The organism is Promicromonospora umidemergens (assembly GCF_024171995.1).
GTDB classification, from domain to species: domain Bacteria; phylum Actinomycetota; class Actinomycetes; order Actinomycetales; family Cellulomonadaceae; genus Promicromonospora; species Promicromonospora umidemergens.
The window spans coordinates 80,914-105,079 of record NZ_JAMTCT010000009.1; the positions used below are offsets into that span (position 1 = coordinate 80,914).

Genomic DNA, 24,166 nt, shown 5'->3' on the forward strand with positions numbered 1-24,166 from the left:
CTGACCAGGGCCGACGGCGGGCGCGACGAAGGGTCCCGTCGCTGCCGAATCCAGGGGACAGGTACGGGCGTGAGCGGTCATAAGGTGATGGAGATCCTCCTGGTGGAGGACGATCCGGGCGATGTCCTGATGACCCGGGAGGCGTTCGAGGACCACCGCGTTCCCAACAACGTGTCGGTCGTCGGCGACGGCGTCAGCGCGCTCGAGTTCCTGCGCAAGCAGGGCCAGTACGCGAAGGCCCCCACACCCGACCTGGTGCTGCTCGACCTCAACCTGCCGAAGATGGACGGCATGGAGGTGCTCGCCGTGGCGAAGGGCGACCCCATGCTGCGGCACATCCCGGTAGTGGTGCTCACCACGTCGGACGCGCAGGAGGACGTCGTGGGCTCGTACTCGCTGCACGCGAACGCGTACGTGACCAAGCCGGTGGACTTCGACCGATTCATCGACGTGGTCCGCCAGATCGACGACTTCTTCGTCTCCGTGGTGCGCCTGCCCGGTCGATGACCCCGGTGGCCGGCCCGGTGACGATCACTCGGTGACGATGACTCGGTGACGACGCTGAGGGCGTAACGGGAAGACACCCGGCCGTCGTGATGTTGGACCTGAGCAGAGAACCTGGACGGTGTGTCCGGGTGATCGCGGAACCACTCCGACGAGCGAGGGAGCGCACGTGCTTGACCCCCAGGGCATCTACGACGTCGACGAAGCAGCGGTCGGGCGCACGCTGGGTCGCAGCGTGCCCGGAAGCGCCGACGGGCCTGTACTGCTGCACGCCGTCCGCGGGTTCGTGGACGCGGGCAGCGCGGGCGATCTCGCCGTCGAGCACCTCGTCGACGCGTTTCGTGTCGAGCGGCTCGTGACGTTCGACGTCGACCAGCTCCTCGACTACCGCTCCAAGCGGGCGACCATGACCTTCGACTCCGACCGGTGGGCGGACTACCAGGCGCCCTATCTCGCGATCGACCACGTGACCGACGCAGAGGGCACCGGATTCCTGCTGCTGCACGGCGCCGAGCCGGACCTGCAGTGGGAACGTGTGGTGGCCGGGGTGGTCCAGCTGGTCGAGCGGTTCGGCGTGAGCCTCGTGGTCGGCATCCAGGGCATCCCGATGGGCCTGCCGCACACCCGCCCGCTGTCCCTGACGGCGCACGCGACGCGGCCCGGCCTGGTCGACGACTACACGTCGTGGTTCGGCAGCGTGAAGGTGCCGGGCTCGCTGGCGGCGCTGCTCGAGTACCGGCTGGGCGAGGCAGGGCACGACGCGATGGGCTTCACGGTCCACGTGCCGCACTACCTCTCGCAGTCGCGGTACCCACCGGCCACGGTGGTGGCGCTGCGCCACACGGAGCGGGCCACGGGCCTCGACCTGGCGGTCCCGGCTCTCGAGGAGGCCGCGACGGACGCCAAGATCGAGGTCGAGAAGCAGGTCGCCGAGTCGGCAGAGGTCGCGGCCGTCGTGCAGGCGCTGGAGGAGCAGTACGACGCCTTCGCGCGCTCCGTCGGACGTCCGAGCCTGCTCGCCGAGACCACTCCGATCCCCAGCGCGGAGGAGCTCGGCGCCGAGTTCGAGCGGTTCCTCGCTCAGCAGAACGGCGACTAGCCTCCAGGGCCGGATCCCGGGTCGGGCCGCACAGTTCCGGCCCAAGTCGGAGGGTGAGACGCACACCAGCACCCGCTCGAACCGGGCATCTGAGGACCGATGTGTCATATCTGCGGCAGAAATGTGCCTGTTCCGTGGCACATCTGAGTGGTCCGTGCCACACTGGCGCACGTTGCAGTGAGTTACCAAGGCCACGTCCGCGTGTCGTGAGCAAGCGGGGAAAGCATTGCGGCACGGGGGTGGGCAACGGGCCCGCCGCCGGATCCCGGACGGAAGGTCGAAGGACAGCATGGCGCAGGGTTCTGTGAAGTGGTTCAACGCGGAGAAGGGCTTTGGGTTCATCGCCCAGGACGGCGGCGGCGCTGACGTCTTCGTCCACTACTCCGCGATCCAGTCCAACGGGTACCGGTCTCTCGAGGAGGCCCAGCGGGTCGAGTTCGAGATCACGCAGGGGCCCAAGGGTCCGCAGGCGGAAGCAGTAGTCCCGCTGTGAAGTAGCTCGTCAGAGGCCGTCCTCCCTCGGGAGGGCGGCCTCTTTCGTGTCCGGTCAGGGTTCGGGGGTCTCGAGCGGCGCCGCCGTGCCCGCGAACGCCACCGCGTCGTCGTCCGCGAGGAGCGTGGCCGGTACCGCCAGCGTGCGCAGGGCGCGTCCCAGCCGGGGGTCGCGGAGGTCGGGCCGCACCGTGTCCTCGTCGTGCCCTACAGGGCCCTGTGCGCCGTCCTGTGGGCCACCCGGCCGCTGGCCCTCCTGGTTGCCCGCCGGGGGGTCCTTCGGCAGCTCCCGGACGGCTGCGAGGACGAGGTTGCCGTACCGCCGGCCCTTGAGGATCCCTGGCTCGGCGACGGCGGCGAGCCGGCCGGAGGCGGCCGCGCCGGGTCCGAAAGCCATGGCGAGGCTCGCGACCTCGCGCCGGGCCGTCGCGAGGGGCGGCTTGTCGGCGCAGTTCACCAGCAGGATGCCCCCGGGGCGGAGTGCGCGGTGGGCCTGCGCGGCGAACCCGGTGCCGACGAGGTGTGCGGGCGTGCGGTCGCCGGCGAAGACGTCGCGGACCACCACGTCGTAGGACGCGTCCCGCGCTGACGCGAGGGCGCGGCCGGCGTCGTCCGCGCGCAGACGGAGCAGGGGCGAGCGCGGCAGGTCGAACCAGGTGCGGACCAGCTCGAGGAGCCGGGCGTCGAGGTCGACCCCGAGCTGACGAGAGCCAGGCCGCTCGTGCTCCACGTGCCGGGCGAAGGCGCTGCCGGCGGCGCCGAGGTGCAGCACCCGGAGGGGGCCGGGCGGCAGCAGGGCCACGAAGGCGGCCATCTGCTGCATGTACTCGAAGTCCAGGAACCCCGGGTCCGCGAGGTCGAGGCTGGAGCTCGGCACGCCGTTGACGTGCAGCGTCACCCGCTGCGGGAAGTCGGGGTCGCGAACCACCTCTGCGGTGCCGGTGCTGATCGGCACCGGGCCGGCGGGCAGCTCTGCGGGGAGTGTCAGTGGTGCGGAGGAGGATGGGCGGCGTCGGGCGGAGCGGCGGGCCATGAGGACAGTGTCTCCCGGGTCCCCGGAGCGCTTGACAGGATAGAACGTATGTTCGATAGTGTCGCACAAGGGGTTCGATCGGAGGTTCGAGATGGGCAGCATGCACTCTCAGGGCGCGCGGGACGTTGTCTCGGCGCGCATGCTCGTGCCGCGCGCGGTCCCGCCGGGCGTCAGCGCGCTGCTGCGCAAGGCGGACGCGGAGCTGGCCGAGGCGGCGCGTTCGGCCGACCCGGGGGACCGGTTCGTCCATGCGCACCTCGCGGCGATCCGCTCGGCGGCGGCCGTCGTGGCGCTCCGTGGGCGTCCGTCGGCGCGTTCCGGTGCGCGGACGGTGTGGGACATGCTCGCGCACGCCGAGCCGGACCTGGCGGCCTGGTCCGGCTACTTCGCCGCCGGGGCGCCACTGCGTGCGGCGGTCGACGCCGGCCGCCCGGAGCAGGTCGAGCCGGCGCGGGCGGACGAGCTGCTCGCCTGCGCGGAGGACTTCCGGGACGAGGTGGCGATGCTCGTGGACCCGCACGCCGGGTTCTCGGCGCAGCGCCTGACCCTGGTGCCAGAGGCGTCGTAGCGGACGCGTGCGGGGTCGGCCACGGTGTCCGCTCCGCACGACTCGGAGCACTGAGCTACAGCAAGGACGGAGCACGGTCGTGAGCAAGGGGCCGCGGTCAGCGGCGGCGAGACGAGACTGGGGGTCGGACGAGTCCGGCTGCTCGGTGCTGCACCTGGACATGGACGCGTTCTTCGCGTCGTGCGAGCTGGCCCGGCGGCCGGAGCTCCGCGGGCTGCCGGTGATCGTCGGCGGCCAGGAGCGCGGCGTGGTGCTGGCCGCCACCTACGAGGCACGCGCGTTCGGTGTGCGGTCCGCCATGCCGATGACGCGTGCGCGCCTGCTGTGCCCGCAGGCCACCGTGGTCCGGCCCGACCACAGCCTGTACCGCGACGTGTCCCGCTCGGTCATGGGCCTGCTCCAGGAGGTCACTCCGCTCGTGGAGCAGGTCAGCGTGGACGAGGCGTTTCTCGACGTGAGCGGCGCCCGTCGGCGGCTGGGTCCGCCGACGGTGATCGGGGCCGCGCTGCGCCGTCGCATCGAGGCCGAGCACGGTGTGACCGCCTCGGTGGGGATCGCACGGAACAAGTTCGTGGCGAAGCTGGCCTCGACCCACTCCAAGCCGGACGGCCTGATGCTCGTCCCCGTCCAGGCCACGGTGGACTTTCTGCACACGCTGCCCGTCGGCGCGCTGTGGGGCGTCGGGGAGAAGACGGAGAAGTCCCTCGCCGCGTGGGGCATCACCACGGTCGCCGAGCTGGCGCACACGGACCTGGCGAGCCTGCAGACCGCCGTCGGCCGGGTCGGCGGCGCCCACCTGCACGACCTGTCGTGGGGCCGCGACCCGCGCCCCGTGGTGCCTGAGCACCGTGAGCACAGCATCGGAGCCGAGACCACCTTCGGCACGGACCAGGACGACACGGTGGCGGTGAGCCGGCGGGTGCTCGAGCTGTCCGACCGGGTCGCCGCGCGTCTGCGGCACCAGGGCGTGATGGCGCGCACGGTGTCCGTGAAGGTTCGCTCCAGCGACTTCGCGACATTCACCCGATCGCGAACACTGGACGGTCCCACGGACGTCGCACGAGAGATCTACCTCGTCGCGCGCGAGCTCGTCGCGGGGGTGGACCTGGGTGGGCTGCCGGTGCGGCTGGTCGGTGTGCGGGCCGAGAATCTCCAGCAACGAGGCGGATCCGCGCAGCAGCCGACGCTCGAAGAATCGGTGGATCCGCGCTCCGGGGCACAGCGGGAGGCGGAGCTCGCGCTCGACGCGGTGCGTGAGAAGTTTGGAAAAACTGCGATCGACCTGGGTGTACATCACAAGAACGGCACGCATCTTTACTGATCTGCCCCTATAGTCGCTGGTATGCCCGGGATGTCGACTACCAACGACGGCCGGGTCGTCCTATCCTGGAAGGGACACTGTTCCTTTGCGAGATCCGGGGGTCTCGATGCCTCTGTCCGAGTACGAGCAGCGGGTGCTGGAGCAGATGGAGCGTGCTCTGACGTCAGACGACCCGCGGCTTGCTAATACGCTTCAGTCCACAGGTCGGGGTAACGCGCTGCGCTATGTGCTGTCCGGGGCCGGCGTTGTCGTCGGTCTGCTTCTTCTTGTCGTCGGTGCGGCGACTTCACAGACCTGGCTCGGTGCCATCGGCTTCGTGCTGATGTTCGCGGGCGTGGTCTTCGCGTTCCTCGGACCGCGCAAGAAGCGGCAGGACGGCCCGGTCGGCGTCGTCGGCGAAGACGGCACGGTCCAGCCGCCCGAGGGGAGAGCACGTAAGCCCCGAAAGCGGCAGGGTGGTGGCCGTTCCGGCGGCTTCCTCGCCCGTCTTGAGGAGCGCTGGGAGAACCGGCGCAACCAGGGCGGTCAGTAGGCCGCCCGGCCGATCGATCGACACCGGTGGTTCGAAGGCGGACCACCGGGTCCGTGTGCGTGACAGGCACAACGTGACGTGACTGACACAGCCACACGAACAGGAGCCGGGCCCCACGGGGCCCGGCTCCTGTCTTTGTGTCACGCGCGCCCTCGACAGGCTGGTCAGGGGACGGTCTGGTCAGGGCTTGCGGGCCAGCGCTTCCGTCAGCTCGGTGCTGATCGCCTCGGTGAGCTCCTCGAGCTCGGCGGCCGTCGGCGGAGTCGCATGGCGGGCATAGCGCTCCTCCTCGGCGGCTCCGGCGAGTGCGGTGAGGCGCTCCGCCGTGTCGTCGGGCAGGGGCGCGCCCGTGCGGGTGCGCACCTCGTCGGCGATGAACGCGGGAGCCCTGCGCAGGGTGACCGACGGGCCGAGTCGCACGTCCTGCTCCGCGAGCAGGGCCAGGACGCGGGACCAGGCCCGTTCCGGATCGAGCACCTCCGCCTCCGTGCGCCGCCGGAGCAGGAGCCATGCGGCCCCACCGAGCACGCCGAGCCCGATGATCACCGCCACCGCCCAGGCCCACCCGGGCAGCGTCCGGTCGGTCACGTCGCCGTCCTCGGACGAGCCTGCCGCCGAGGCGGCGGGGTCCGACTGCTCGGGTGCCTGGGTGGGCTGCTGCGTGGGCACCTCGTCGGCCCGCGTGGGCGTGGGTGAGGCGTTCGGGAGGTTGCCGAGACCCGGGTTCGCGTATGACGGCAGGGGGCCCGTCTGGACCTGGGGCGTCGGCTCGAACCGGACCCAACCGACCGTCGGGAAGTAGATCTCGGGCCAGGCGTGCGAGTCCTGGCCGGTGACCCGGTAGCCGCCCTGGCCGTCGGGCCGGCCGGGCAGCCAGCCGATGCCGATCCGGGCCGGGAGGTCGAGGCTGCGTGCCATGACCATCATCGAGAGGGCGTACTGCGTGCAGTACCCCTCCTTGTTCTGCAGGAAGTCCCAGACGGTGTCGGTCGAGCCACGGTAGTCGGCGTCCGGGTTGTACACGAAGCCCTCGCCGGAGCGCAGGTGGTTCTGCAGCGCGACGGCCGCGTCGAACCGGGTGGGCGCGTCTCCGGCGACCTCCTGCGCGTAGGCGGCGATCTGGTCCCGGTGCTCGGTGTCGGGCACCTCTGTGTAGCCGGCCGACCGGGGGTCCCCGGACGTCGGCGCGGCGCGGAGCCGTTCCGGCGTGAGCTCGCGGTCGAGGACGGTGACGCTGTACTCGGAGCCGGGCTCGGTGCCGTCGGGGCCGCGGACCTCGTCACGGATCGCGTCGTAGCCCCAGTCGCCGCCGACGTCGACCGAGCGGGGCTCGAGCGGCAGCGGGAGCTCGGTGCCGGTGAGCCGGCCGATCTCGATGTCCAGCTGTCGGCCCTCGCCGACCGCGCTCTCGCCGTCGGGTGCGAGGACCGTGGACGAGTCGAATTCGGGCAGGCCGCCGTCGGGCACCGCGCGGCGGGTCTGGACGCCGTCGAACGCCGTGAGGGTCATGACGCGCAGCGGGCCGACGGTCTCGTCCTCGCCCGTCGTGTACGTCAGCACGGTGCTGGACGAGCGCGCGCTCAACGGCTGGCGCATGTCGAGCTCCGAGGACAGCTCGACCGTGTCGGACGGCGTGGAGATGAGCTGGTTCCACGTCCCGGCCAGCGCGGGCAGCGCGGCCGTGCCCGTGGCGACGCCGAGCGACGCCGCCGCGACCGCCGCGGCCGTGGCCGCGGTGATCCAGGAGCGGAACCGCTGTGCGCGGCGGACCGCCGCGGAGTCGGACTCGCTGTGCCGGCCGGGTGTCACACCCACCGGGTCGACCGTGAGCAGCAGGAGCATCATGGTCACGCTGATGACGAAGACCGGCCACTGGACCTCACCGATCAGGGTGAGGGGCGGGGTCCACAGGAGCAGCAGGGGCACGCCGGCGAAGCCGGGCATCCGGGCGCCGGCGAGCGAGTCCGTCACGAGCAGCACCAGCAGGGTGCCGCCGACGGCGACCATGCTGATGGCCTCCCCAGGGCCGACCGGGGCGACCTGCGTGCTCATGGTCTCGGTGGCCTGGCGGAACCGCTCGATGACCTGGTCGAAGGAGTCCGGCCCGACGAACGGCTCGAAGCGCTGGCCGGGTCCGCCGTAGCGAGCCAGGACGAACCAGAACGCGACCACCACACCGGCCGCCGTCGCGACGAACGACGCACTGCCCGACGCGCGGTCGGCGGCCCGGTCGGCGCTCAAGCCCTGTCCGGCGGCCCGGCGGACGGCCGCGCGGTCGACGGCCGCGCGGATCAGGAAGTACCGCACCAGGCAGCTGGTCGCGGACACGAGGACGACGCCGGTCGTGCCGGCGGTGAGCCATGGTCCGGGGTCGATGACGAGGGTGAGCGCGTGCATGGACGCGATGACGGCGATGGCGACGAGGACGCCGGAGGCGACCGTGCGGACCAGCGGTCCGCGGTGGGCGGGGATCACAGGGCACCTTCCGCGAGCAGAGCCCAGGCGCGCTCTGGATCGGTCCGGGCTTCCGAGGTGCTGACGTGCCAGCCGGACGCGCGGAGCTCTGCGGCGGTCTCGTCCAGCTCGTGCTGGAACCCGGGGCCCCGTGGCGAGACGAGGAGTGCCCAGCAGGTCCCCTCCACGCCCAGGGCGGCGAGGGCGTGGCGGGCGTCGGGGTCGTGCGGGCCGAGCACCGCTATGACGATCTCGCCGGCCGTCCGGGCGAGCCGGAGCGCACGCGCGGTGGTGCTCGTCGCGTGGTGCCCTTCCGCGGCGCCGCGGTGCCCGCGGATGTCCACGCACGCGTCGAGCAGGGCTGCCCGGCTCGCTCGCGTGGTCGCGAACCGCAGGCCCTCGAGGCGGGGCGCGACGGCGGTGGTCAGCAGGCGGGTGGGGTGCCCGGCGTCGAGGAACGACGTGGCGATGGAGGCCGCCAGCTCGACCGCCCACTCGCCGTCGTCCACGGCGGCGGGGCGACGCGGGCTGCCGGCTTCCTGCCGGTGCGGGAGCAGCGAGCGGTCGAGCAGGACGGTCACCGGGCGCACCCCGGCGCTCTCGTCCGCCCGGACCATGAGCTGGCCCCGGCGAGCGGCGCTCGCCCAGTGGACGCGGCGCGGGTCGTCGCCCGCCACGTACTCGCGCAGCACGGAGTCGTCGCTCGACTGCAGCCGCGCTCCGGTGGCCGAGTGGTCGACGTCGCCCACCGACCGGGTGCGCACGGCGAGCTCGACGGTGCGCGGCCACACGGGCACGTGCGTCGCGCTGCCGAGCGGCTGGGTCGCGCGGACGAGGCCGAACACGTCGGTCCGGGTGGTCAGCAGCGGGCCGAGCGACCAGCGCCCGCGCCGCGTGGGGGTCAGCGAGTAGTGCACGGTGATCCGGTCGGCCCGCGCCGACACGCGGGCGCGGATCCCCTGGTGGCCCGCGAGCTCGTGTGCCGCCTGCTCGGAGAGTCGCAGCCGGGACAGCCGCTCGTACGCCGCACCGCTGGCCTGGTGTGCGGCGACGAGGAGGCTGACGTCCGCCGTCCGGTCGCGCACCACGGGATTCGGGGTCACCGCGCGGGTCACGTGCAGCGCGCCGCGCCCGGACTCGAGCCGCTGGGTGCCGATCGCCACCCAGGCCACCGTCACGGCGAGCAGCGCTGCCGCGCCCAGCCCGACGAGGTCGGGCAGCGTGAGCACGAGCCCGAGGGGGATCAGCGCACCACCCAGGCAGGCCGCTCCGATACCGCGCGGCGTCAGCCGGACCCTGCTGATCCGTGCGAGCGTGTCACGCCATCTCATGTGCTTGTCGCCCTGGCCGCTCAGAACTGACGCCGGTCGGCCGGCTCGAGCGCGGGCACGGGCGTGCGCTGGACGATCTCGTCGACGAGCGTCTCGGGGGTGACGCCGCTCAGGCGGGCCTCGGTGGTCAGGATGAGCCGGTGGGCCAGGACGGGCCGCGCGAGCCGCTGGATGTCGTCGGGCAGCACGTGGTCACGGCCGGCCATGGCCGCTATGGCCTTGGCCGCCCGCAGGAGCTGGAGCGACGCGCGAGGTGAGGCGCCCAGCCGCAGCCCGGCGTGCTCGCGGGTCGCCCCGACCAGGGCCACCACGTACCGCTTGACCGACGGCGACGCGTACAGGGACCGCACGACCCCGGAGAACCGCAGCATCGAGCGTCCGTCGGTGACGGGCTGCAGGTGCGCCAGCGGAGCGCTGGTCTCCTGCCGGTCGAGCATGAGGATCTCGGCGTCGGCGTCCGGGTAGCCCACCGTGATGCGCGCCATGAAGCGGTCACGCTGCGCCTCGGGCAGCGGGTAGGTGCCCTCCATCTCCACGGGGTTCTGCGTGGCGACCACGAGGAACGGCCGGGGGAGCTGGTGAGTGGTGCCGTCGACGGTGGTCTGGCCCTCCTCCATGCACTCGAGGAGCGCGGACTGCGTCTTGGGGGAGGCGCGGTTGATCTCGTCGCCGATCACGATGTTGCTGAACACCGGACCGGGGCGGAACTCGAACTCGTGGCTGCTGGTACGGAAGATGTTGACGCCGGTCAGGTCGCTCGGCAGCAGGTCGGGAGTGAACTGGATGCGCCCGACGTGGCAGTCGATGCTCCGGGCGATCGCCTTGGCGAGCGTCGTCTTGCCGACGCCCGGTACGTCCTCGACCAGGAGGTGGCCCTCGGCGAGCAGGACGGCGAGCGTGATGTCGGCCAGTCCTGGCCGGCCCGTCACCACCGACTCGACCGCTCCGCGGACACGGGCCATGGTCTCTACGAGCTCGTCGAGCGCGCCCGGCCCGGGCGCTGCCTGTGCGGCGGGCCCGCCGCTGTAGTGGTTGTCCGCGAGGCCGGGCGGAGCGGGTTCCGTGTGCACAGGGGGAGACCTCCATGAGGGCCGAGCTGACAGGCCGGTTTGCTGGCGCGTGGACGCACCGGGTCGGGACCGGGGCGGTAGGCGCTGCCCGGCTGGTCCAGCGTAGTAGAGATGTAAAGCACTCTGTTGTCTGCATCACGCGGTCTTCACAGATGCCAGAACTGGATTTGCCCTGCCGGATCGGCTCCCTGCCAGGTCTGGGGATGCTGACGAGAGCGCGGCTCAGCGCTGGTTGGTCCGACATTCCACACCACGCCGGACATGAATTTCCTCCACCTGCTCTTTACCTCTTTGACCTGCGCATTGAGGGCCGGTGGGTAGTTCTCCCCATCGTTTTTCCCAGTGTGGTGGTGGAAAGTGGAGTAGCGTGGAGTGTGCGGGAGCGAGAGGAGGTGTTGGCCCATGACTGCGATGGCAGAAGGTTTCGCGGGTCTGGGCCTGCTTCTCGGTACGTACACCCCGAAGCTGGACGAGAAGGGCCGACTGATCCTTCCTGCCAAGTTTCGGGGGCGTCTGTCCAGTGGTCTGGTCATGACCAAAGGGCAGGAGCGGTGCCTCTTTCTTCTCCCGATGGATGAGTTTCAGCAGATCTATACCCAGATCCGGCAGGCGCCGGTGACGAGCAAGGCTGCGCGGGACTACACGCGAAACTTCCTGGCGGGAGCGAGCGACGAAGTACCGGACAAGCAGGGGCGGGTCTCCATCCCGACACACCTGCGCGAGTACGCCGGCCTGGACCGCGAAGTGGTCGTGATCGGGGTCGGTACCCGCGTGGAGGTGTGGGACGCACCGGCCTGGTCCGCATATCAGGAACAGACCGAACCCGACTACATCGATCAGGCCGAGGAGATCTTCCCCGGGCTGAGCTTCTAGGCAGGCGGGGCAGGTGGCCGTACGGCCAGGCCTCCTCCCGCAGGATCCGGCGCACTTCCCCGCCGCCGGAACCGTGCGGAGGGAGACCTGACCGGACGGCCGGCCCTGCAGGCCGGTCCGGCAGCTTCAGCAGTACGGCAGGGTACGACGCACGAGGCACGAGAGGAGACACCGATGAACGCGACCGACAGCCGTCCCGGAAACCGCAGCGACGCTGCCGACCGCCACCTCCCGGTGCTGCTCCAGCGCTGCGTCGACCTGCTCGCACCGGCGCTCACGGAGCCCGGCTCCGTCCTGGTGGACTGCACGCTCGGCATGGGTGGCCACACCCAGGCCGTCCTCGAGCAGATCCCGACGGCCCGGGTGATCGGCATCGACCGGGACCCGCAGGCGCTGGCCCTTGCGGGCGAGCGGCTGGCCCGGTTCGGCGACCGCTTCACGCCGGTGCACGCCGTCTACGACGAGATCGTCTCCGTCGTCGACGAGCACGCCGGCGGAGCGGCGCAGGGCGTGCTCATGGACCTCGGCGTGTCGTCGCTGCAGCTCGACGAGGCCGAGCGGGGCTTCGCGTACGCGCAGGACGCGCCGCTCGACATGCGGATGGACTCCACCCAGGACCTGACCGCGGCCGACGTGCTCAACACGTACGACGAGCGTGCCCTCGCGCGGATCCTGCGGGAGTACGGCGAGGAGCGCTTCGCGAGCAGGATCGCGAAGAACATCGTCCGCCGTCGGGCGGAGCGGGAGTGGGACCGTAGCGGCGAGCTCGTCGACCTGCTGCGGGCCAGCATCCCCGCCGCCACCCGCAAGACGGGCGGCCACCCGGCCAAGCGCACGTTCCAGGCGCTGCGGATCGAGGTGAACGGCGAGCTCGAGGTTCTCGAGCGCGCCGTACCCGCCGCGATCGAGGCGCTCGCCGTGGGTGGCCGGATCGTCGTGGAGTCGTACCAGTCGCTGGAGGACCGGATCGTCAAGCGCGCCATCGCGCAGGGCACGACGTCGTCCGCGCCGGCCGGGCTGCCCGTCGAGCCGGAGACGCACAAGCCGTATCTCGAGCCGCTCACCCGGGGCGCCGAGGAGGCCGACGCCGAAGAGCTGGAGCGCAACCCGCGCTCCGCGTCGGTCCGGCTGCGTGCCGCACGGCGTCTGCGGCCCACACCCGACCACCTGATCGACCGCACCACCAAGCACCACACCGCGAAGGAGGACCGCCGATGAGCGCTTCCACTGCTGCGACGGCCCGCGCTGCCCGTCCGGCCGAGCTGCCCCGCACCCGCCGGGCTCCGCTGACCGCTGTCTCCGGGGGCGCCGCACAGCGCGGCAGCCGCCTTGACGTCGTCCGCGCGCCGCTGCGCTCGAAGAGCCGCGTGCCGTTCCTCGTGCTGTGCGCCACCCTGATGGTCGTCTCGCTCGTCGCGGTGCTGGTGCTGAACACCACGCTGGCCCGCGGGTCCTACGAGATGTCTGAGCTGCAGGGCGAGGTCGCACAGACCGCCCAGGACGTGCAGGGGCTCCAGGAGGACCTGAGCGCCGCCGAGACGAGCCTGCCGGACAAGGCGCGCAGCCTCGGCATGGTGCCGGCGGAGAACCCGACCATGGTCAGTCTCCGTACCGGCAAGGTGGTGAGGGGGACAGACCGATGACCCGGCCGGCGTCGGGCTCGGGCCGGCAGCGCACCCCGTCGGGGGGCGCTGCCGGACCACGTGCTGGCCAGCCGCGCGCGCAGCCTGCCCGGCAGGGCAAGCAAGCAGCGGCTCCGCGGCGCAAGCAGGGCGGCGTCCAGGCGGGAAAGCCTCAGCCCCGGCAAGCCAGGTCGCAGAAGCCGCAGCCCGAGCGGCAGCCGTCCACGAAGACCCAGCCACGTGCGACCAGCGCCCGGCTGGGTCTTCAGGCACCCCGGGGTGGGCGGACGCCGCCCGCCAAGGCCCGGCCCGCGCGGTCCCGGGTGGCGCGTCCGCTGCCGCCCCGTCCGGGCCGTCCGGAGGTGCGGCAGCGCTGGCTGGTCGGCCTCGCCGTGGTGGTGGTCCTCGTGTTCCTGGTGCGGCTCGTCCACGTGCAGCTCATCGAGGGGCCGAGCCTCGCCGCGAAGGCGGAGGCGGCGCGCACGGCCACCGCGGTGACCCCCGCGCACCGTGGCGACATCACCGACGCGAACGGCGTGACGCTCGCGACCTCGGTCGACCGCTACACGGTCGTCGCGGATCCCAAGGCGATCAAGGACTTCAGGGGCACCGGACGCCCGCACGTCGACGGAAGGAGGGTGGAGGACGGCGCCCTGGGCATCGCCCAGCTGCTCGCGCCGATCCTCGACCTGCCGAAGAACGAGCTGGCGGCGCGGCTCGTCGGCGACTCGCGCTACGAGGTGCTCGCCAAGAACGTGGTGCCCGAGGCGCAGCGCGCCATCTCCGACCTCGAGATCCGTGCGTACATCCGGACCGACCTCACCTCGCGGCGTACCTACCCGTCGCGCACGGTGGGGGGTTCGCTGGTGGGCTTCGTCGACCACGAGCAGACCGGCCGGGGCGGGATCGAGGCGGCGTACGACGACATCCTGTCCGGTACTGCTGGCTCGGACACGTACGAGCGCAGCCTCGACGGCCTGCGCATCCCGGCGGCAGGGCAGGAGTCGGTCCCGGCCGTGCCGGGCGACGACGTCGCGCTCACGCTGGTGCACGACATCCAGTGGAAGGCGCAGGACGCCATCGACGAGGCGCAGCGCACGTCCGGCTCGGAGTACGGCATAGCGATCGTCCAGGATGCGCGCACGGGCGAGATCGTCGCGCTCGCGGACTCCGGAGCGGTGGACCCGAACGACCGGTCCACTGCGGCGGTCGCGGGCGGGTCGCGTGCGGTGAAGGACGTGTTCGACCCCGGGTCGACGGGCAAGGTGATCACGATGGCCGCCGCCCTCGAGGGTGGCTACTGGAACCCGGACAGCCGGTTCACCGTGCCCGACACCTACACGACGCCCAACGGCCAGACGTTCCACGACTCCCATGACCACCCGGTGCAGCGGCTCACCCTGACCGGTGTCCTGGCCCAGTCGTCGAACACCGGGACCGTCATGGTGGGCGAGAAGATCCCGCTGGCGGAGCGGCAGGACTATCTGCAGGAGTTCGGCTTCGGCGAGCCGACCGGGCTCGGCCTGCCGGGCGAGTCGGTAGGCCTCATGCCACCGGACGACGTCGCCGACTGGGACGGCCGCACGCAGTACGCGGTGCTGTTCGGGCAGGGCCTGTCCGTCAACGCGATGCAGGCCACCAGCGTGTTCTCGACGGTGGCGAACGGCGGCGTGCGGATGGCGCCGACGCTGTTCAAGGGCACCACGAGCCCGGACGGCACGGTGACACCTGCCGAGCACGAGCCGGGGGAGCGGGTGGTCTCGGAGGAGACCGCCGACACCGTCGTCGAGATGATGGAGGCCGTGACCGAGGACGGTGGCACCGGCACCAACGCCGTCGTGCCCGGCTACCGGGTGGCGGGCAAGACCGGCACCGCGCAGATGCCTGCCGGCGACGGCTGGACGTACATGGCCTCGTTCATCGGGGTCGCCCCGGCGGACGATCCCCGGTACACCGTCTCCGTGTTCCTCAAGAGCCCGAGCACCTCGATCTTCGGCGGTGACGTCGCGGCTCCGGTGTTCAGCGACATCATGGGGTTCACGCTGCAGAAGATGGACGTGCCGCCCAGCAAGAACAACGATCGGCAGCTCAGGACCGAGTGGTGAGCCCTGCGTCGATCAGGCGCTCGCGATCTGCACGGGGCTGCCCAGCGTGGCGGTCAGGACCGACTCGATAGCGAACCGGGTGGCCTCGGCGAGGTCGACGGCTTCCGGGTCGAGCAGCCACTGCAGCTGAAGGCCGTCCATGACCGCGATGACGGCGTTGGCGGCGCGCTCGGCCTCGCCGTCGGGCAGCCGCACGTCGCGCTCGGTGGCCAGGTCGCGCACCGCCTGCGAGATCTCGCCGCGGAGCACCGCGAACCGCTGCGCCACCCAGCTGGAGGCCGGGTGGCCGTCGGTGACGGACTCCCCGGTGAGCACCGCGTACGCCTGTACGATGCCGCGCCGGTCGGCGTTCAGCCGTGCCGTGGTGACCAGGTGCCGGAACAGGTCCAGGCCGCCGGGGATGTGCTTGCCCTCCAGGTGCTGCACGTCCACGCGGTCCCGGTACTCCAGCACCTCCCACAGCAGCTTGTCCTTGCTGCCGAAGTGGTGCAGCACCCCGGCGTGGGTGATGCCGACCTGTGCGGCGACGTCGACCAGCGAGCCCTGGTGGTAGCCCTTGGACCCGAACACCCGCGTGGCCGCGGCGAGGATCTCCTCCCGCCGGTGGGCGCGGGTGGGTCGCTTGGCCTTCGGGGCAGCCTGCTCGGTCGCTTCGGACATGCCCATACGATACGGGTGAACGGGCTTACTAACCAGTTAGTAAGTGTGGTTGAATGCGTGGCAGCCGTCCGACGCTGAACGGAGATCACGTTGTCATCGCAGGCAATTACCACCCAGGCCATCGCCACGGAGCCCGAGCTGCTCCGCCTCCTCGACGAACTGTCCGCCGAGGAGAAGGTGTCGCTCGTCGTGGGCGCCTCCATGTGGGCGACCACGGCCGTGCCGCGCCTCGGGCTGGAGCCGGTGGTGATGTCCGACGGCCCGGTCGGCGTCCGCGGGCCCGGCGGCGGGACGTCGGCGATGTTCCCGGCGCCGTCCGCGCTGGCCGCCACCTGGGACCTGGACCTGGCCCGCCGGTCCGGCGCGCTGTTCGCGGCCGAGGCCAAGCGGCACGGCGTCGACGTCGTGCTCGCTCCGCAGGTCAACCTCCAGCGAACGCCGGTGGGCGGGCGGCACTTCGAGTGCTACTCCGAGGACCCGCACCTCACGGCCGAGATCGCGGTGGCGCTCGTGGGCGCCGCGCAGGAGCAGGGCGTCGGGATGTGCGTCAAGCACTACGTCGCCAACGACTCCGAGACCGAGCGCACGCGCTACCTCGCGCGCCTCGACGAGCGGACGCTGCGGGAGGCCTACCTGGCACCCTTCGAGCGCCTGGTGCGCGACGTCGTCCCGTGGTCCGTGATGGGCGCCTACAACGGCGCCGACACCGGCGGCGTCTCGGCCCGGCTCCTGGAGCACCGGCCGCTGGTGGTCGACCTGCTCAAGGAGGAGTGGGGCTACGACGGCCTGTTCGTCAGCGACTGGGTGGCCACCCAGTCCGTGGTGCCGGCCGTCCGCGGTGGTCTCGACCTGCAGATGCCCGGGCCCGATGGTGCGTGGGGCGACGGCCTGCTCGACGCCGTCCGCTCCGGCGAGGTCGCGGAGTCCGAGCTCGACGACAAGGTGCTGCGCCTGCTGCGCCTCGCCCGCCGCACGGGCCGGCTCGCGCTGCCCGACGACGGTGCCGGCCGGGGTGCCGGGGCGACGGCGGCCGGCGTCCACGCCGCGATCGACCTCGCCGCGGTGACCACCACCGAGCCGCCCGCCGAGCGGTTCCTGCGCGAGCTGGTCGCCCGCTCCGTCGTCGTGCTCAAGGACGACGCCGGGCTCGTGCCGTTCGTGCACGACCGGGCCCGCCCGCTGCGCGTCGCGCTGCTCGGCCCATCGGCCGTCGAGCCCTTCTTCCAGGGCGGCGGGTCGTCGTTCGTACACCCCGACCGCCTCACGTACCCCGCCGAGGAGCTGCGCGCCGCGCTGCCGCACGGCTCTGAGGTGAGCCTGCTGGCCGGCGCCCGCGCCCTGCACAACCCGCCGGAGCTCGACGTGGACCGGTGCACCGACTCGGTGACGGGCGAGCCAGGGCTGCACGTGACGCTGCTCGCCGCCGACGGCAGCACGCTCGAGGAGCACACGGCCCACGAGTGGACCGGCTGGCTCCACGACGTGCGGCCCGACGCCGATGCCGTCCGGCTGCGCGCCGAGGTCCGCCTCGACGAGCCGGGCGAGCACGAGCTGGGCGTCGGCACCGTCGGCGTGCACCAGGTCCGCATCGACGGCGCCCAGGTCGCCGCGGGCGGCACCCGAGTGGACGAGGGCATCGTGCTGTCCTCCGGGCACAACCACCCGATCGCTGCGCTCGCCACGGCGAGCGGCACGGCCGCGCTGGACGTGACCGCCCAGGTGGTGCACGCCGTGGGCTACGGGCACTTCGTCCGCGCGGCGCTCGTGCACCGGCTGCCGGGCCCGTCGGCAGAGGACGAGCTGGCCGCCGCGGTCGCGGCCGCGGCGGCCGCCGACGTCGCGGTGGTGCTGGTCGGCACCACCGCAGAGGTCGAGTCCGAGGGCTACGACCGCCCCGACCTGGACCTCCCGGGCAACCAGGACGAGCTCGTACGCCGCGTCGTGGCGGCCAACCCGCGCACCGTCGTCGTCGTCAATGCCGGCGCGCCGGTGCTGCTGCCCTGGCTCGACGATGTGCCGACGGTGCTGTGGGGCTGGCTGCCCGGCCAGGAGGCCGGCACGGCGCTCGCCGACGTCCTGACCGGCGCCACCGAGCCGTCCGGGCGACTGCCCTGGACGCTCCCCGCGCGGTTCGAGGACGTCCCGGTGCCGCACGCGCGGCCCGTGGACGGGGTCGTCGACTACGCCGAGGGGACCGACATCGGCTACCGGGCCTGGGAACGCCGGCTGGCGGCGGAGCCCGCCGGGCCCGCCCCGGCCGCGCCGTTCGGGCACGGCCTGGGCTGGACCACCTGGGAGTACGAGGACGCCGTCCTCGCCTGGGGCGAGGCGCACGACGCCGCAGCGACCCTGACCGTGTACGTGACCGTCCGGAACACCGGCCGGCGCGCGGGCCGCGAGGTCGTCCAGGTGTACGTCGAGGCGCCCGACGGCGGGCCGAGCCGCCCGGTGCGGTGGCTCGGTGGCTTCGCGGCGGCGGACGTCCCCGCCATGGGCAGCGCCACCGTCCGCGTACCCGTCCCGGCTCGGGCGCTGCAGGTCTGGGACCCGCAGGCCAAGGGCTGGACCACGCCGCCGGGCACCTACCGGCTGCGCACCGGCAGGTCCGTCGCGGACCTGCGCCTGACCAACGAGCTGACAGTCCGGCCAGGGGAAGAACCCGGCGCCGGAACCCAGTGATCACCCACCATCCGTCCCGCACGCGCGGGAGGAGTGCAAGGAGGCACACCGTGAGGATCCACAAGCACGTCGCCGCGGCCGCAGCCGCGGCAGCCATCGCCCTGCTGGCCACGGCCTGCAGCGGCGGAGGAGGCGGAAGCGCCACCCAGGCCGGCGGCGGGGAGACCCTGACCGTCGGCATGCCGAACGGCGTCCAGACCGAGAACCACAGCCCGTTCGCCACCGGCTCGTCCGCGCTCTCGCTCGGCTACGCCTTCACGATCTACGAGCCGCTCATGATGCGTAACCAGGCCCGGCCGTCGGAGGAGCCGTCCCCCTGGCTCGCCGAGAGCGTCGAGTGGAACGAGGACTACACGGAGGCGGTCATCACGCCCCGCGAGGGCGTCACCTGGTCGGACGGCGAGGAGTTCACCGCCGACGACGTCGCGTTCTCCATCCAGCTGCGCAAGGACTTCGAGGCGCTCAACACCGGCGCCCTGCCCTACGACACGGTCGAGACCGACGGCGCCGCCGTCACCGTGGCGTTCACCGCAGGGCAGTTCGTCAACCAGTCCAAGCTCTACGACCTGGTCATGGTGCCGGAGCACGTCTGGGCCGACGTCGAGGACCCGACCACGGACACCAACCCCGACCCGGTCGGCACGGGCCCGTACACGCTCGACTCGTGGACCCCGCAGGCGGCCACCGTCGTGGCCCGCGACGACTACTGGGGCGGCGAGCCTGCCGTCCCCGAGATCCGCTACTCGTCGTACAACGACAACAACGCCCTGACCACGGCGCTGACCACCGGTGAGGCGCAGTGGGGCTGGACGTTCATCGCCGACTTCGAGAACGTCTACATCGCCCAGGACCCCGAGCACTACAACCAGTACGCCGCCGGCGGCCTCGGCATCGACGTCCTCTACCTGAACAACGAGACCAAGCCGTTCGACGACAAGGCGTTCCGGCAGGCGCTCAACATGGTGATCGACCGCCAGCAGCTCGTCGACGTCGCGACGTCCGGTGTCAACCCGGCGCTCACCAGCGTCACCGGCCTGCCGCTGCCCGCCGGCGAGGAGTTCCTGTCGCCCGAGTACGCCGGCCAGGAGTTCGCGGTCGACGTCGAGGGCGCCCGCACCCTGCTCGAGGACGCCGGGTACACGTGGGAGGACGAGAAGCTCGTCGACCCCGACGGTGAGGAGGTCACGTTCGAGCTGGTGAACCCCGCCGGCTGGAACGACTACCTGACGGCGCTCGACCTCATCAAGAACTCGGCCGCCGAGCTCGGCGCCACCGCCACGGTCAACCCCGTCAACCAGGACGGCTGGTTCGCCGACATCATCCCCGGCGGCGACTTCCAGGCCACCCTGCACTGGACCGACGGCGGCGCCACCCCCTGGGACCTGTACTCGGACATCATGGACGGCGCGCACTACGCGAAGCTGGGCGAGCCGGCCACCTGGAACTTCGGCCGCTTCCGGAACGACGACGCCACCGCGGCGCTCGCCGACTACGCCGCCGCCTCCGACGACGCGACGCGCACCGAGGCGCTCGCCACCATCCAGGACGTGTTCGTCGAGGAGGTGCCGGGCATCGCCATCTGGACCCGCCCGGCCACCGCGCAGTACTCGACGCAGAACTACGTGGGCTGGCCCTCCGAGGAGGACCCGTACAACCAGCCCCAGCCCACCGGGGTGCAGGCCGCCCAGATCCTGATGAACCTCGAGCCTGCGGACGGCTGATGAGTCAGAGCACACCGGTGCTGGCCGCGCACGGCCTCACCAAACATTTTCGAGCAGGGCACTTCCGGGCGGGCGGACGCCGCGTCAACGGGCGTCCGCCCGCCCGGGCGATCCACGCGGTGGACGGCGTGGACCTCGAGCTCCACCGCGGCCAGGTACTGGCCGTGGTGGGGGAGTCGGGTTCCGGCAAGTCCACCGTCGCCCGCCTGCTGGCCCAGCTGATCCCGTTCACGGGCGGGCAGGTGCTGCTGGACGGCACCGACGCGCGGGTGCGCGGCCGGCGGGCGTTCCGCGCGTACGTGCGACGCGTGCAGATGATCTTCCAGGACCCGTTCGCCTCCCTGAACCCGGTGCACCCCGTGCGCTACACGCTGACCCGGGCGCTGCGGCTGCACCGTCGTCAGACAGAAGGGGGCAAGCTGCGCGGCGCGGAGCTGGAGGCGGCGCTGACCGAGCTGCTGGAACGGGTGCATCTCACGCCCGCCGCGCGCTACGTCGACTCCTACCCGCACGAGCTGTCCGGCGGGCAGCGGCAGCGCATCGCCATCGCGCGGGCGCTCGCCGCCGAGCCGGAGGTGCTGCTCGCGGACGAGCCCGTCTCGATGCTGGACGTCTCGATCCGCCTGGGCATCCTCAACCTCCTGGCGGACCTGCGCGACCGGCTCGGGATCGCCATCCTGTACATCACCCACGACATCGCCTCCGCGCGCTACTTCGCCGACCGGACCACCGTGCTGTACGCGGGGCAGGTGATGGAGAACGGGGACAGCGAGTCGGTCACCCAGGAGCCGCTGCACCCGTACACGCGGCTGCTCGTGGCGTCCGCCCCCGACCCCGACGACCTGGCGGGCGCCGGCGCGGCGGCCGTGCGGGACCAGGGGACCGGCGGCGAGCCGCCGAGTCTCGTGGACCCGCCGCCCGGCTGCCGCTTCGCGCCGCGCTGCCCGTACGCGAGAGACCTGTGCCGGAGCGAGACGCCGGCGCTGATCGAGGTCGCGCCGGGGCGGTCGGCGGCCTGCTGGGGCTACAGCGACCGGGACGACCGGCCCGACGTCGGGGAGGTCGCCGCATGAGGTTCCTGCTGCGCAGGGTCGTGTTCTACGCGCTGACGGCGTGGGCGGCGATCACCATCAACTTCTTCATCCCCCGGATGCTGCCGGGCGACCCCGTGACGGCCCTCTTGGGCCGCATGCAGGGTCGCATCGACTCCGGGGCCGAGCAGTCGCTGCGCGTCCTGTTCGGCCTGGACCAGGACCTGGGCCTGTGGGAGCAGTACGTCGAGTACTGGCGCATGCTCCTGCGGGGCGACCTGGGCCTGTCGTTCACGCACTTCCCCACGCCCGTGGCCGACATCGTGAACCAGTCGCTGCCCTGGACGGTGGGCCTGGTCGGCGTCGCGACGGTCATCGCGTTCGTGATCGGCACGCTGGCCGGCTCGATCCTCGGCTGGCGGCGCGGGACCTGGGCCGACTCTCTGCTGCCGGTCGCGACGTTCTTCCAGGCCGTGCCGTACTTCTGGCTGGGTCTGATCACGATCGCCGTGCTCTCGGTGAACCTTGGCTGGTTCCCGTCCAGCGGCAGCTACGACCGTGGTCTGGTACCCGCGTTCACCGGCGAGTTCATCGGCTCGGTGATCTACTACGGCTTCCTGCCCGCTCTCACCGTTGTGGTGTCGTCCGTGGCGGGCTGGGTGCTCGGGATGCGCAACATGATGGTGACCGTCTCCTCGGAGGACTACGTCACCGTCGCGCATGCCAAGGGCCTCCCGGAGCGCCAGGTCATGCTCGGCTACGCGGCTCGCAACGCGGTGCTGCCGCAGGTCTCCAGCTTCGCCCTGTCCCTGGGCTTCGTGGTCGGTGGCACGCTGATCATGGAGATGGTCTTCTCCTACCAGGGCATCGGCTACACGCTCTACCAGGCGGTCTCCACCCACGACTACCCGCTGATGCAGGGCTGCTTCCTGGTCATCACGCTGGCCGTCCTCGTGGCGAACATGGTGGCCGACCTCGCCTACGCCCTGCTCGACCCCCGCACCCGGACGGAGGACCGATGAACAACCGGCTGATGTTCCTGCGCAACGGCAAGGTGATCACCGGCCTGGTCATCCTCGCGTTCTTCACGCTGCTCGCCCTGCTGGGCCCGTGGATCGCGCCGTACGACCCGAACCAGGTGAGCGACTCGCTGCTCAGCCCGCCGTCCATGGCGCACTGGCTGGGCACCGACCACACCGGCCGCGACATCCTGTCGCAGATCGTCGTCGGCGCGCGCGGCGTGCTGGTGGTCGGGCTGGTCGCCGGGGTGAGCGCCACCGTCGTGGGGGTGCTCGTCGGCGTGACCGCCGGTTTCGTCGGCGGTATCGGCGACGAGTCGCTGTCCGCGCTGTCGAACATGTTCCTCGTGATCCCGCAGCTGCCGCTGATCATCCTGATCGCCGCGCAGCTGCCGTCCGCCGGCGGGCTCACCGTCGCCCTGGTCATCGGTGCCACCGGCTGGGCCTGGGGTGCGCGCGTGCTGCGCGCCCAGACGCTGTCGCTGCGCAAGCGGGACTTCGTGGAGGCGGCCCGGGCCAACGGGGAGCGCACGTGGCGCCTCATCCTCGCGGAGGTGCTGCCCAACCTGACGGCGGTGATCGCCTCCGGATTCGTCGGCACGGTGCTGTTCGCCGTGCTGTCCCAGGTCACGCTGTCGTTCATCGGCATAACACCGGTCAGCGACTGGAACTGGGGCACCATCCTGTTCTGGGCGCAGAACAACCTCGCGCTGCAGCGTGGCGCGTGGTGGTGGTTCGTGCCGGCGGGTGCGTGCATCGCCCTGCTGGGCATGGCCCTGACGCTGGTCAACTTCGGTATCGACGAGATCGTCAACCCCCGCCTGCGGTCCACCGGCCAGCATGCGCGCTCGCTGCGTCGCCGGGGTATCCGGCCGCGCGTGGGGTTCACCCCGGTGGTGCGGGAGGCACGGACATGAGCCCGACGGACACGAGCACGCAGACCAGCACACCCACACCGGCGGCGACGCCGTCGGACCCCGTGCTGGAGATCCGGAACCTCAGCGTCGACTACGGGTTCGGCGACGACCCGACGCACGTGCTCCGGGAGGTCTCGCTCACCCTGAACCGCGGCGAGGTGCTGGGGCTGGCGGGGGAGTCGGGGTGCGGCAAGTCGACGCTCGCCTACGCGGCGACGCGGCTGCTGCCGCCGCCCGGTCTCATCACGGGCGGCGAGGTGTGGCTCACCGGCCGGGACGGCAAGCGGGCAGACCTGCTCGCCCTGTCCGACGCCGAGCTGCGGGCCGCCCGCTGGCGCGACATCGCCATCGTGTTCCAGGGTGCGATGAGCTCGCTCAACCCGGTGTACCGGATCGAGCGGCAGCTCATCGACGGCATCCTGGCGCACCGGCCGCGCACGCGCCGGGCGGAGGCCAGGGAGCGGGCGGCCGAGCTGCTGCGGCTCGTCGGCATCTCTGCCGACCGGCTGCGGTCCTACCCGCACCAGCTCTCCGGCGGCATGCGGCAGCGCGTCATGATCGCGATGGCGCTCGCCCTGGAGCCACAGGTGCTCATCATGGACGAGCCCACCACGGCGCTCGACGTCGTGATGCAGCGCCAGATCCTCGAGCAGGTGATGGAGCTGCGCGAGCGGCTGGGCTTCTCCGTGGTGCTCATCACGCACGACGTGTCCCTGCTGGTCGAGGTCGCCGACCGCATCGCAGTCATGTACGCGGGCGAGATCGTGGAGACGGCGGTGGCCCGGGACGTGTACGCGAAGCCGCGGCATCCGTACTCGGCGGGGCTGCTCGGGTCGTTCCCGCCGCTGCACGGGCCGCGGAGGGAGCTGACCGGCATCCCCGGTGCGCCGCCCGACCTGTCGAAGCGGCCCCCGGGGTGCCCCTTCGCGCCGCGGTGCCCGCACGCCATGGACGTGTGCCGGGTCGAGCTGCCCGTGCTGGGGCGGACGGCGCAGGCCGAGGAGGGGCGGCTGGTGGCCTGCCACCTGCACACCTCAGGGCTCGTGGACGGAGAGCTGCCGGAGCTCCTGGCGCGGTAGTGCGGGGGCAGAGAGCGGCCGGCCGGGCGGAATCCGGTCGGCCGCCCTCTGCCGGA

At 72.1% G+C, this 24,166-nt stretch carries 21 protein-coding genes; 16 read left to right on the plus strand and 5 right to left on the minus strand.

The annotated features are described in order from the left end of the window. The first annotated feature begins 87 nt into the window (after positions 1-87). The 3 genes from APR04_RS15675 (at position 88) to APR04_RS15685 (ending at position 2,096) form a co-directional block, all read left to right on the plus strand. A complete protein-coding gene (locus APR04_RS15675) occupies positions 88-507 on the plus strand; it encodes a response regulator (protein WP_129783750.1) in 420 nt (139 codons plus the stop codon). A gap of 166 nt (positions 508-673) precedes the next feature. After that, complete coding sequence (locus tag APR04_RS15680) at positions 674-1,603, plus strand: proteasome assembly chaperone family protein (RefSeq protein WP_253871762.1); 930 nt, start codon at positions 674-676, stop codon at positions 1,601-1,603. A 289-nt stretch (positions 1,604-1,892) separates the two neighbouring features. Continuing rightward, positions 1,893-2,096: a cold-shock protein gene (locus APR04_RS15685; protein WP_116674592.1), complete on the plus strand. Its 204-nt coding sequence runs from the start codon at positions 1,893-1,895 to the stop codon at positions 2,094-2,096. A gap of 54 nt (positions 2,097-2,150) precedes the next feature. On the opposite strand, the gene APR04_RS15690 is transcribed toward APR04_RS15685, so the two are convergent. After that, the gene (locus APR04_RS15690) at positions 2,151-3,128 is read right to left on the minus strand and encodes a spermidine synthase (protein ID WP_253871763.1); all 978 of its coding nucleotides are present in this window, start codon (positions 3,126-3,128) and stop codon (positions 2,151-2,153) included. Between the two features lie 100 nt (positions 3,129-3,228). Here APR04_RS15690 and APR04_RS15695 point away from each other — a divergent pair, with 100 nt between their 5' ends. From APR04_RS15695 to APR04_RS15705, 3 genes are all read left to right on the plus strand, one after another. Then, positions 3,229-3,696: an SAV_6107 family HEPN domain-containing protein gene (locus tag APR04_RS15695; protein WP_253871765.1), complete on the plus strand. Its 468-nt coding sequence runs from the start codon at positions 3,229-3,231 to the stop codon at positions 3,694-3,696. A 79-nt stretch (positions 3,697-3,775) separates the two neighbouring features. Next, a complete protein-coding gene (locus APR04_RS15700; protein ID WP_253871766.1) occupies positions 3,776-5,017 on the plus strand; it encodes a DNA polymerase IV in 1,242 nt (413 codons plus the stop codon). 106 nt (positions 5,018-5,123) lie between these two features. Beyond that, positions 5,124-5,549, plus strand: a complete 426-nt coding sequence (locus tag APR04_RS15705; RefSeq protein ID WP_253871769.1) for an SCO2097 family morphological protein — start codon at positions 5,124-5,126, stop codon at positions 5,547-5,549. Positions 5,550-5,729: 180 nt separating this feature from the next. Here the strand turns inward: APR04_RS15705 and APR04_RS15710 are convergent, their stop codons facing one another. The 3 genes from APR04_RS15710 to APR04_RS15720 are packed head-to-tail and all read right to left on the minus strand — an operon-like array spanning position 5,730 to position 10,404. Next, positions 5,730-8,024: a transglutaminase TgpA family protein gene (locus APR04_RS15710; RefSeq protein WP_253871772.1), complete on the minus strand. Its 2,295-nt coding sequence runs from the start codon at positions 8,022-8,024 to the stop codon at positions 5,730-5,732. After that, on the minus strand, positions 8,021-9,334 hold the full coding sequence (locus APR04_RS15715; protein ID WP_253871774.1) for a DUF58 domain-containing protein: 1,314 nt from the start codon (positions 9,332-9,334) through the stop codon (positions 8,021-8,023). The genes APR04_RS15710 and APR04_RS15715 overlap by 4 nt, the downstream gene beginning before the upstream one ends. Positions 9,335-9,354: 20 nt before the next feature. Further along, on the minus strand, positions 9,355-10,404 hold the full coding sequence (locus APR04_RS15720; protein WP_372496116.1) for an AAA family ATPase: 1,050 nt from the start codon (positions 10,402-10,404) through the stop codon (positions 9,355-9,357). Between the two features lie 402 nt (positions 10,405-10,806). On the opposite strand from APR04_RS15720, the gene mraZ reads away from it, so the two are divergent. The 4 genes from mraZ (at position 10,807) to APR04_RS15740 (ending at position 15,004) form a co-directional block, all read left to right on the plus strand. After that, positions 10,807-11,277: a division/cell wall cluster transcriptional repressor MraZ gene (gene mraZ / locus APR04_RS15725; RefSeq protein WP_253871776.1), complete on the plus strand. Its 471-nt coding sequence runs from the start codon at positions 10,807-10,809 to the stop codon at positions 11,275-11,277. A gap of 174 nt (positions 11,278-11,451) precedes the next feature. Next, positions 11,452-12,495 (plus strand): 16S rRNA (cytosine(1402)-N(4))-methyltransferase RsmH, encoded by a 1,044-nt coding sequence (gene rsmH, locus APR04_RS15730; RefSeq protein WP_253871777.1) that lies wholly within the window; start codon positions 11,452-11,454, stop codon positions 12,493-12,495. After that, positions 12,492-12,920, plus strand: a complete 429-nt coding sequence (gene ftsL / locus APR04_RS15735) for a cell division protein FtsL (protein WP_253871778.1) — start codon at positions 12,492-12,494, stop codon at positions 12,918-12,920. Before rsmH ends, ftsL begins: the two co-directional genes overlap by 4 nt. Beyond that, positions 12,917-15,004: a peptidoglycan D,D-transpeptidase FtsI family protein gene (locus tag APR04_RS15740; protein ID WP_253871779.1), complete on the plus strand. Its 2,088-nt coding sequence runs from the start codon at positions 12,917-12,919 to the stop codon at positions 15,002-15,004. Before ftsL ends, APR04_RS15740 begins: the two co-directional genes overlap by 4 nt. 12 nt (positions 15,005-15,016) lie before the next feature. On the opposite strand, the gene APR04_RS15745 is transcribed toward APR04_RS15740, so the two are convergent. Beyond that, on the minus strand, positions 15,017-15,664 hold the full coding sequence (locus APR04_RS15745; RefSeq protein WP_253871781.1) for a TetR/AcrR family transcriptional regulator: 648 nt from the start codon (positions 15,662-15,664) through the stop codon (positions 15,017-15,019). Positions 15,665-15,754: 90 nt separating this feature from the next. On the opposite strand from APR04_RS15745, the gene APR04_RS15750 reads away from it, so the two are divergent. Genes APR04_RS15750 through APR04_RS15775 form a run of 6 tightly spaced genes read left to right on the plus strand, consistent with a single transcriptional unit; the run spans position 15,755 to position 24,110 of the window. Further along, positions 15,755-18,343, plus strand: a complete 2,589-nt coding sequence (locus APR04_RS15750) for a beta-d-glucosidase (RefSeq protein ID WP_253871783.1) — start codon at positions 15,755-15,757, stop codon at positions 18,341-18,343. A 50-nt stretch (positions 18,344-18,393) separates the two neighbouring features. Beyond that, the gene (locus tag APR04_RS15755; RefSeq protein WP_253871786.1) at positions 18,394-20,064 is read left to right on the plus strand and encodes an ABC transporter substrate-binding protein; all 1,671 of its coding nucleotides are present in this window, start codon (positions 18,394-18,396) and stop codon (positions 20,062-20,064) included. Continuing rightward, a complete protein-coding gene (locus APR04_RS15760) occupies positions 20,064-21,137 on the plus strand; it encodes an ABC transporter ATP-binding protein (RefSeq protein ID WP_253871787.1) in 1,074 nt (357 codons plus the stop codon). The genes APR04_RS15755 and APR04_RS15760 overlap by 1 nt, the downstream gene beginning before the upstream one ends. Further along, complete coding sequence (locus APR04_RS15765) at positions 21,134-22,117, plus strand: ABC transporter permease (protein ID WP_253871789.1); 984 nt, start codon at positions 21,134-21,136, stop codon at positions 22,115-22,117. The genes APR04_RS15760 and APR04_RS15765 overlap by 4 nt, the downstream gene beginning before the upstream one ends. Beyond that, entirely contained in the window at positions 22,114-23,031 is a 918-nt protein-coding gene (locus tag APR04_RS15770; RefSeq protein ID WP_253871791.1) for an ABC transporter permease, read from the plus strand. Before APR04_RS15765 ends, APR04_RS15770 begins: the two co-directional genes overlap by 4 nt. Further along, the gene (locus tag APR04_RS15775; RefSeq protein ID WP_253871793.1) at positions 23,028-24,110 is read left to right on the plus strand and encodes an ABC transporter ATP-binding protein; all 1,083 of its coding nucleotides are present in this window, start codon (positions 23,028-23,030) and stop codon (positions 24,108-24,110) included. The genes APR04_RS15770 and APR04_RS15775 overlap by 4 nt, the downstream gene beginning before the upstream one ends. Positions 24,111-24,166 lie beyond the last annotated feature (56 nt).